Annotated in this window: 1 protein-coding gene; it reads left to right on the top strand. The window is 70.0% G+C overall.

Annotation, left to right across the window (positions count from 1 at the left end; translation table 11 throughout):
• Window positions 1–575: MauE/DoxX family redox-associated membrane protein (locus L6Q67_RS23875; protein WP_296576108.1), on the top strand; the 575-nt coding region annotated here is incomplete at its 5' end.
• Window positions 576–663: the final 88 nt, after the last annotated feature.

Raw genomic sequence — 663 nt, 5'->3', positions numbered from 1 at the left:
ACCATGCTGGAGCTGCACTGATGCCGGGCTGGCCGCTCGATCCGCTGTACGCCCACCTGGCGGCGGCCATGCTGGCCATCGTCTTGCTGGTGGGAGCGGCACAGAAGCTCGCCGATCGCGACGCCTTTGCCGGCGCGCTGGCGCAGTACCGCCTGCTGCCGGAGTCGTGGGTCGATCCGGCGGCCTGGCTGCTGCCACTGGCCGAGTTGGCAGCCGGCACGCTGCTGTTGCCGCTGGCCACGCGCAGCGGTGGTGCCTGGGCTGCGCTGGCGCTGCTGGCGTTGGTGACCGGCGCCGTCGCCATCAACCTGCTGCGCGGCCGTTCGCACATCGATTGCGGCTGCGGCGGGCCCGAGGGCCGGCAGCACCTGTCGTGGTGGCTGGTGGTGCGCAATGCGGTGCTCGGGTCGATGGCCTTGACAGCGCTGGCGCCCGTGGCGGCGCGCGAACTGATGTGGCTGGACGGCCTGACAGTGGCCACCGGTGCCATCGGCCTGTACCTCTTGTATGCCGTGTGCAACCAGTTGCTGGCCAACGCGCCGCGGTTGCTCGAACTGAAGGGAGTGGAGCGGTGAACGAAGCCTTGCTCGTGTCGACGGTGCTGCTGTGGATCGTGGTGCTGGTGCTGTTGGTGGTGGTCTTCGCGCTGGCGCGGCAGGTGGG

It is taken from the genome of Zoogloea sp. (genome assembly GCF_023150065.1).
Taxonomy (GTDB): Bacteria; Pseudomonadota; Gammaproteobacteria; order Burkholderiales; family Rhodocyclaceae; genus Zoogloea.
The sequence above is the reverse complement of the archived record's forward strand: the minus strand, read 5'-3'. Positions and strand labels throughout refer to the sequence as shown.